Origin of the sequence: Streptococcus sp. NLN64, assembly GCF_015831295.1 — a bacterium.
Classification (GTDB): Bacteria; Bacillota; Bacilli; order Lactobacillales; family Streptococcaceae; genus Streptococcus.
Genome location: NZ_JADXDQ010000108.1, coordinates 1 through 1519 on the forward strand (window position 1 = coordinate 1; position 1519 = coordinate 1519).

1 protein-coding gene is annotated in these 1519 nt (G+C 38.1%); it reads left to right on the forward strand.

Annotated elements, in window-relative coordinates; all coding sequences use genetic code 11:
• Nucleotides 1-102 precede the first annotated feature (102 nt).
• Nucleotides 103-795, forward strand: a complete 693-nt coding sequence (locus I2503_RS09320) for a DUF3800 domain-containing protein (RefSeq protein ID WP_196967777.1) — start codon at nt 103-105, stop codon at nt 793-795.
• Nucleotides 796-1519: the final 724 nt, after the last annotated feature.

Sequence of the window (1519 nt, forward strand, 5' to 3'; positions counted from 1 at the left end):
CCGAGGATACTCATATCAAAATCTTTTCCGTCATTGGCTCAGACCGTACCATCTAGCACGCGCCCAGCGGATCAATCCAATAGCAATTTTAGAAAGGAAAGCATGAACTATTATTTAGACGAGTCAGGAAGTATCACCACGAGCAATAGCCAACATAATAGGTTTTTTATCATAGCTGGTGTAAGCACTCAAAACCCTAAAAAAGTAAAACGAGTTTTTAGAAAAGCCAAGCTTAACTACTTAAAGCACAATCCTGACCTAGAGCTTGATGTAAAGACCGAGATAAAAGGGTCAGAAATGCCTCTTGACTTTAAAGACTATGTTTTTACGCAACTGATAGAGAAAACTGATATAACTTTCAATTTCTTGGTTTTCGATAATCATAACGTTCAAGATCATCTAAGACAAAAACCCAATATCACTTTTAATTATTTGATGTATCTAAAAACAAACAATCTAATCACAAGTTACGAACCCGTGAGGTTAGATTTAGACGAGCGAAACAAAAGCGTTAAAAGTCTAAAAGCCCTTGAGGAATATCTACAAACTCGGTTATGTGTAGAGGATAATAAAACGCCTGATATACGAGTAGAGTTTTTCGATTCTGCGACTCATACCATGATACAGATTGCGGATATTCTAGCCAATCACCTACACCGAATATTTAAGCAGGTTGCTCGGGGGCATAACTATTCAAATAATGCCCAACTACTTCACAAATTGCATGTAAATAATGTCCAGCATTGCCAATATTTCCCATGGGGTCATTGTCAATGTAAAGACCTTTTTAGCTAAAAAATAACAATCAAGACGAAAATTTTAGACAAAACTACACAAAATTATTGCTTTTTAATAAAAAAGGGGTTATATTTATTATGAAAGCTACTTGTGATTCTGTCTGTGTCTGCGTATTTTTTCGTAAGCTACCTGTGTGGATAGCCAGCCAGCAGTTAAGGGCTTTTCTTTTTGTTATTTAGCTAAAAAGGTGGGGCGTACATGTTCCGCCTTTTCTTATACTCTCGGGCTTTCCTCGGCGTTCGCTCGGGGTTCGATTGACCCAGCAAGTCAATTCGATAGCGGGAGATTTTCCTTTGACCCGTGAAAAAAGTCAAGTTTTGTCAAGTTTTTTATTTGAGGTTTTCTGAGGTTCTGGGAAATCCTATTTTCACATTTTAGCCATTTTGACAAAATAGCGACCCATTCCAGCGGTTCTACTTTCTCAAATTCGCCGAAACGTAAAAAAAGCCAAAAAGGATGCCCTTCCCCTTGGCTTTGGTAATAGCGTGAGCTACTTATTTGTACTTACACAATCATTATAGCATACAAAAAGCCCCGTGCTGGGGCTGAAAAAAACGAAAGCTAAAAAGTTCCTCGGTGAAACTTCGCTGGTGAACCTGTTAGCAAGGTCACAAAACCATTATAACATAGTTCAACCGTGGCGCGTGATACTATGCTATTGTGGTCACGCTTTAAAAAGTGGGATATGTAGGGATATGGTAAACCAAAATAATACTATTCT